The 6,884-nt window shown below is 58.5% G+C and carries 6 protein-coding genes; 1 reads left to right on the top strand and 5 read right to left on the bottom strand.

Annotation, left to right across the window (positions count from 1 at the left end; translation table 11 throughout):
* On the bottom strand, nt 1–1,691 hold a 1,691-nt coding region (gene purL, locus DOU50_RS10055; protein ID WP_148769306.1), incomplete at its 3' end, for a phosphoribosylformylglycinamidine synthase.
* A 267-nt stretch (nt 1,692–1,958) separates the two neighbouring features.
* Between purL and mltF the strand changes: the two genes are divergently transcribed.
* Nucleotides 1,959–3,509 carry a membrane-bound lytic murein transglycosylase MltF gene (mltF, locus tag DOU50_RS10045; RefSeq protein ID WP_148769305.1) on the top strand — a complete coding sequence of 517 codons (1,551 nt, stop codon included), beginning with the start codon at nt 1,959–1,961 and terminating at the stop codon, nt 3,507–3,509.
* Here mltF and tadA read toward each other — a convergent pair.
* From tadA to murQ, 4 genes are read right to left on the bottom strand one after another with little or no spacing between them, the layout of a single operon-like run.
* A complete protein-coding gene (gene tadA / locus DOU50_RS10040) occupies nt 3,397–3,936 on the bottom strand; it encodes a tRNA adenosine(34) deaminase TadA (RefSeq protein ID WP_032645359.1) in 540 nt (179 codons plus the stop codon). The genes mltF and tadA overlap by 113 nt on opposite strands.
* A gap of 24 nt (nt 3,937–3,960) precedes the next feature.
* Nucleotides 3,961–4,596 carry a phosphatidylglycerophosphatase C gene (gene yfhb / locus DOU50_RS10035; protein ID WP_148769304.1) on the bottom strand — a complete coding sequence of 212 codons (636 nt, stop codon included), beginning with the start codon at nt 4,594–4,596 and terminating at the stop codon, nt 3,961–3,963.
* 3 nt (nt 4,597–4,599) lie between these two features.
* Nucleotides 4,600–5,961 (bottom strand): PTS transporter subunit EIIC, encoded by a 1,362-nt coding sequence (locus tag DOU50_RS10030; RefSeq protein ID WP_148769303.1) that lies wholly within the window; start codon nt 5,959–5,961, stop codon nt 4,600–4,602.
* A gap of 11 nt (nt 5,962–5,972) precedes the next feature.
* On the bottom strand, nt 5,973–6,866 hold the full coding sequence (gene murQ / locus DOU50_RS10025) for an N-acetylmuramic acid 6-phosphate etherase (protein WP_061714622.1): 894 nt from the start codon (nt 6,864–6,866) through the stop codon (nt 5,973–5,975).
* Nucleotides 6,867–6,884 lie beyond the last annotated feature (18 nt).

Below are 6,884 nucleotides of genomic sequence, written 5' to 3'. Positions count from 1 at the left end.
TCAAACAGCGGAAGCTGGTCCGCGGCAACCGCCAGCACGTAGCGCTCCTGGGATTCGTTACACCAGATTTCCAGCGGGCTCATGCCCGGCTCATCGCTCAGGATATCGCGCAGGTTGAAACGACCACCGCGGCCGCCGTCGCTCACCAGCTCCGGCATGGCGTTAGACAGACCGCCCGCGCCCACGTCGTGGATGAAGAGGATCGGGTTAGCGTCGCCCAACTGCCAGCAGCGGTCGATCACTTCCTGGCAGCGACGCTCCATCTCAGGGTTGTCACGCTGCACGGAGGCGAAATCGAGATCCGCGTCAGACTGGCCGGAGGCCATAGAAGAGGCCGCTCCGCCGCCCAGACCGATGTTCATCGCCGGGCCGCCGAGCACGATCAGCTTCGCGCCGACGACGATCTCGCCTTTCTGCACGTGATCGGCACGGATGTTGCCGATCCCGCCCGCCAGCATGATCGGTTTGTGGTAGCCGCGCAGCTCTTCGCCGTTGTGGCTGTCCACTTTCTCTTCATAGGTACGGAAGTAACCGTTCAGCGCCGGACGACCAAATTCGTTGTTAAACGCCGCGCCGCCCAGCGGGCCTTCGGTCATGATATCCAGCGCGGTCACAATGCGCTCTGGCTTGCCGAAATCTTCTTCCCACGGCTGTTCAAAGCCCGGGATACGCAGGTTGGAAACGGAGAAACCGACCAGACCCGCTTTTGGTTTTGCACCACGACCGGTCGCCCCTTCGTCACGGATTTCACCGCCGGAGCCGGTCGCCGCACCCGGCCACGGGGAGATCGCGGTCGGGTGGTTGTGGGTTTCCACTTTCATCAGGATATGCGCGGGCTCCTGATGGAAGTCATAGCGCCCTGCTTCGCGATCGGCGAAGAAGCGGCCCACCTCGGAACCTTCCATCACCGCGGCGTTGTCTTTATAGGCAGACAGCACGTGGTCAGGGGTTTGCTCCATGGTGTTTTTGATCATTTTGAACAGCGACTTTGGCTGCTGTTCGCCGTCAATAATCCAGTCGGCATTGAAAATCTTGTGGCGGCAGTGCTCAGAGTTAGCCTGCGCGAACATATAGAGCTCGATGTCGTTCGGGTTACGGTTGAGCTTAACGAACGCATCCTGCAGGTAGTCGATTTCGTCTTCTGCCAGCGCCAGGCCGAGACGCAGGTTGGCGTCAATCAGCGCCTGACGGCCCTGCCCCAGCAGGTCTACGCTCTGTACCGGCGCAGGCTGATGGTGAGAGAAAAGCTTCTGCGCGTCATCGAGAGAGGCAAATACGCTCTCCATCATGCGGTCGTGCAGTTCAGCCGCAACCGCCTGCCACTGTGCTTCGCTCAGGGTAGAGGCTTCCACGTAGTACGCCACGCCGCGTTCCAGACGGTTAATCTGGCTCAGGCCACAGTTGTGGGCGATGTCGGTGGCTTTGGAAGACCAGGGGGAGATGGTGCCCGGACGAGGCGTCGCAAGGATCAGTTTGCCGGTTGGCGTATGGCTGCTCAGGCTTGGGCCATACTTGAGCAGGCGTTCCAGCTGTACGCGCTCCTCTGCATTCAGGGGGGCATTCAGGTCAGCAAAATGGACATACTCAGCGTAAATATTGCTTACCGGAAGGTCGGCCGCCTGAAAACGTGCCAGCAGTTTAGTGATACGGAAGGCAGACAGTGCAGGCGAACCACGCAGAATTTCCATCATAAGTCTCTCGTCTTCGAAGCGCCGGGGCGCTTACAGTGTGCGCAAGGGGGGAAAACGGGCGTCATTATAGAGAATCCTGAGCGCCGACGAAACCGTTTGCGTCGAAATAAAATTTGCACAGAGATTTAACAATAGATGTGACCAGTCTCTCTAATTGGTTGCCAAGTGGCGCAAGTTTACGCAAAATGCCGCTCATTCAATGGCAAACCTTATGATTAACATGGCTACAGCAGACTGAGGCAACCGGCGTCGCAGAGAATTAACTAATTGAAAAAATTAAAGATTAATTATCTGCTCATCGGCATTGTAACGTTGCTGCTGGCAGTGGCCCTCTGGCCTTCCATCCCCTGGTTCGGCAAAGCCGAAAACCGTATCGCCGCCATTCAGGAGCGGGGGGAATTGCGCGTCAGTACCCTCAACTCTCCGCTGATTTACAGCGACATCAACGGTAAAATCATTGGTCTGGATTACGAGCTGGCACAACAGTTCGCCGATTATCTTGGCGTGAAGCTTAAAATCACCGTCCGCCAGAATATCAACCAGCTGTTTGACGACCTCGATAACGACGATGCCGATATGCTTGCCGCCGGGCTGGTGTATAACAGCGAGCGCAGCAAAAACTACCAGCCAGGCCCGACCTACTACTCCGTTTCGCAGCAGCTGGTTTACCGCGTCGGGGGCCTGCGCCCGCGTTCGCTGGCCTCGATTGACGATCGGCAGTTGACGATTGCGCCTGGCCACGTGGTGATTGACGATCTGCGTGAGCTCAAGGAGAAGAAATATCCCGACCTGAGCTGGACGGTGGATCCGAAACTCGGCACGACGGAGCTGCTGGAGCAGGTAAAAGACCAGAAAGTGCCCTACACCATCGCCGATTCGGTCGCGATCAGCCTGTTCCAGCGGGTGCATCCTGAAATCGCCGTGGCGCTGGACGTCACCGACGAGCAGCCTGTGACCTGGTTTAGCCAGCTTGATGACGATCAGACCTTCTCTGCCGCGATGCTTGATTTCTTCAACACCATCAATGAAGACGGTACCCTGGCGCGTCTGGAGGAGAAGTACCTCGGTCACGGTGACGACTTTGACTACGTTGACACCCGCAGCTTCCTGCGCGCGGTAGACAGCGTCCTGCCAGATCTGCAGCCGCTGTTCGAAAAATACGCCCAGGAGATTGACTGGAAACTGCTGGCGGCTATTTCGTATCAGGAATCCCACTGGGATACCCAGGCCACGTCGCCCACGGGCGTACGTGGTTTGATGATGTTAACCAAAAATACTGCGCTGAGCCTGGGCGTCAATGACCGTACCGATGCCGAACAGAGCATCAGCGGCGGCGCGCGCTACCTGCAGGATATGATGGCCAAAGTCCCGGAAACGGTGCCGGAAGAGGAGCGGATCTGGTTTGCGCTGGCGGCCTACAATATGGGCTATGCGCATATGCTGGATGCGCGGGCGCTGACGGCCAAAACGAAAGGTAACCCGGACAGCTGGTCAGACGTTAAGCAGCGCCTGCCGCTGCTGAGCCAGAAGCCATGGTATAACAAGCTGACGTACGGCTACGCGCGCGGACATGAAGCCTACGCCTACGTGGAAAATATCCGTAAATATCAAATTAGCCTGGTCGGGTATCTGCTGGAGAAAGGGAAAGAGGCAACGGAGGCCAAACAGCTGGCTCAAAGTTACCCGGTCGTGGCGCTGGACGAGCTTAATCGTCCGACAGCTTCAATTCTGCCTTTTGCTGCTTTTTCTGCTGACGGCGCATTCGAAAGAAATCGCTTAATAGCCCCGAACACTCTGGTGCAAGCACCCCGCCGATAGTCTTCACCTGGTGGTTCATCCCCGGGTGACCCAGCACGTCCATCAGCGAACCGGCCGCACCGGTTTTTTCATCCCGCGCACCGAAGACCAGAGTCCCGATCCGGCTGTGTACCATCGCGCCGGAGCACATCACGCACGGCTCCAGCGTCACATACAGCGTAGTATCAAGCAGGCGATAGTTTTGCAGCACCAGACCGCCCTGGCGAAGCGCCATGATTTCGGCATGTGCAGTAGGATCGTGGCGGCCAATCGGACGGTTCCACCCTTCACCAATCACCTGGTTATTGTGGACCAGCACGGCGCCTACGGGTACTTCGCCCTCGTCCCAGGCACGCTGAGCCAGCGTCAGCGCATGGCGCATCCAGTATTCATGGTCGAGTTCAGGGTTGGACAACGGTTGATACTCCAGTCGAAAAGCGGGCGGCATTATACACGCCCATTATGGATAAGACTATTCGAGTTGCTGGAGTTCACCTGATGGCGTGACGCGCCAGCGATGCTGGCAAAAATAGAGCAGCGGGTTGTCCTGTTTACTGTCGCTGTAGCCGCTGTACAGGCGCAGCGGCGTACCGATGCGTTTCTCCAGCTGGACCACTTTTTCATGCCCCAGGCAGCGCAGGGTCAGCACCCAACCGCCGTAACCGCGGGCAATTTGCGTGGCAATAAGATTCACGCGCGGAAGCCAGGGGGTATCAAAATAGACCTGCTCCACCAGCGTCTGCGGAGAGCCGGTAATCAGCCAGATGTCGGCATCGTTCGCGTCGAGGTAGCCGGTCAGGCGCGCCTGCACCATCGGAAAGGCGGCAACGTGGCCGCGAAACCAGTGCGCAAAATCCTTTTCGAGCTGTTTGAGGCGCGCTTCGCTGTGCCCAAAGGTACATCCCCACAGCAGCAGACTCATCGGCCATCGCGCCGCACGGCCTTTCACCAGCAGCGCGATACCGATAACCGGTAAGAGCGGTAGCACGAGCAGCGCATTCAAAGGCTGACGCCGCAGCAGGTAACGCATAAACGTACCAAACATATCCTGCTGATGCAGCGTTCCATCCAGGTCGAAAAAGACAACGCGACGCGCGTGATTTGCCAAACCTTACTCCTCTGGGTCGTTGAAACCTAACAGCCAGGTAAACAGGAACCCGGCGATCACCGCTACTAAATAGCCTAACAGATAGAGCATCACTTTTCCGGTCACGATGGTTAATGCCAGCGGTAAACCGGAAAGCCCAAAGGTGATAACGGTAGCGACCTTCCAGTAGCTAATAAGCGCCCCGCCCACCGCGCCGCCCAGACAGGCGGCGAGGAACGGTTTACCCAACGGCAGGGTAACGCCGAAAATCAGCGGCTCGCCAATACCGAGCAGACCGACCGGGAGCGCGCCTTTAATCATTTTTTTCAGACGCGCGTTGCGGGTTTTCATCAGTACGGCAATCGCCGCGCCCACCTGCCCCACGCCCGCCATCGACAGGATAGGCAGCAGCGCGTTATAGCCGTGCGACTGCACCAGCTCGACGTGGATCGGCACCAGCCCCTGATGCAGACCGGTCAGCACCAGCGGCAGGAAGGTACCCGACAGCACCGCCCCCACTAACAGGCCGCCGCGATCAATCGCCAGAGACGCACCGTGGGCGATGGCTTCAGAGATCCAACCGCCTAACGGCTGGAGAGCCACAATCGCTACGCTACCGGTAATTAACGTGGTCAGCAGCGGGTTGAGGATCAGCTCGATCGAGCCAGGCAGGATCGCGCGAAGCCTTTTCTCGATCCAGCACATCAGGATGACCACCAGCAGCACGGCGATCACCCCGCCGCGCCCGGGCTGGAGCGCCTCGCCAAACAGCGTTATCTGCGCCAGCTGCGGGCTGGACAAGATGCCCGCCATTACCCCGCCCATGGCCAGCGACCCGCCAAACACCTTCGCGGTATTCACCCCGACCAGAATGTTCATGATGGCGAAAACAGCGCTGCCGAAGATCCCGAGAATCCCCAGCAGGTTCGGATACTGCGTGGCGAAATCCCCCACAATATCCGGTCGCTTGAGGATATTGATGATCCCGGTGATCAGGCCTGAGGCAATAAACGCCGGGATCAGCGGAATGAAGACGTTTGCCAGCTGACGCAGCGCATCGCTCATGGGGGCTTTGTATTTAGCCTTTGCCTGCGCTTTGGTGCGCTCCGCATCGTCCATCGACGCGCTCGCGCTAACGCCCATCAGCGCGCGCATGGCATCGACAACCTGCGCCGCTTTCCCCGGCCCGACGATCAGCTGATGCTGCTGCCCCTGCTTCACGTAGCCGCTGACGCCGGAGAGTTGCTTCAGGCGCGGCACGTCAAGCTGGTCGTCGTTATGCACCTCGACGCGCACGCGCGTCATGCAGTTTTCGAGACGCTGAATATTTTGTTCCCCACCGATCCCCTGCAGGATATCGCTGGCGAGCGCTGCTGTTTTGTCCATACACGCCTCTGTTAGTTTTCTAATGCCGCCCGTAAGAAGCCGTTATGCGCATCGAGTTTGGCTCTGGCGCTTGCCGCATCCAGCCCGCTTAAGATCATCAGAATGGCAGGCTTAACATCGTGATCGGTCTGCTTGAGTACCGCTTCTGCCTCTTCACGTCCTGCGCCCGTCGCCTCCATCACCATGCGGCAGGCTCTGTCCACCAGCTTGACGTTGGTGGCCTGCATATCCACCATCAGGTTCTGATACACCTTCCCAAACTTCACCATCGCGCCGGTGGAGATCATATTGAGCACCAGCTTTTGCGCGGTCCCGGATTTCAGGCGCGTGGAGCCGGTGAGCGCTTCCGGCCCAACCACCGGAGAGATAGCGATAGCGGCCACCTGTGCAATCGGTGAGCCTGGGTTACAGGAGATGGCGACCGTCGTGCAGCCGGTCTGGTTAGCGTATTCCAGCCCGCCAATCACGTACGGCGTGCGCCCGGATGCCGCCAGCCCGACCACCAGATCCTTTGCCGTCAGATTCAGCGCCTTCAGGTCATCCTCGCCCAGCTGTTTGTTATCTTCCGCCCCTTCAACGGCTTTCAGCAGCGCACCGGGTCCACCGGCAATCAGCCCAACCACCAGACCATGCGGCACCCCAAAGGTTGGCGGGCATTCTGACGCGTCCAGGACCCCAAGACGCCCGCTGGTGCCCGCGCCCATGTAAATAATGCGTCCACCGGCCTTGAGGGATTTCGCCGCCGCATCGACCGCTTTCGCCACCTCGGGTAATGTCTCTTTCACAGCCTGCGCGACCAGCGTATCCTGTTGATTAAAGCGGTGAACCAGCTCCAGGGTGGAGAGCGCATCCAGATCCATGGTTTGCGGGTTACGCGTTTCAGAAACAAGTGAGCCAAGATTCATTTTTGTACCTCAAGAATT

This window comes from Enterobacter sp. C6, assembly GCF_008122455.1.
GTDB classification, from domain to species: Bacteria; Pseudomonadota; Gammaproteobacteria; order Enterobacterales; family Enterobacteriaceae; genus Enterobacter; species Enterobacter pseudoroggenkampii.
Note: the sequence above shows the minus strand (reverse complement) of the source record. Positions and strands in the feature narration are given on the sequence as shown.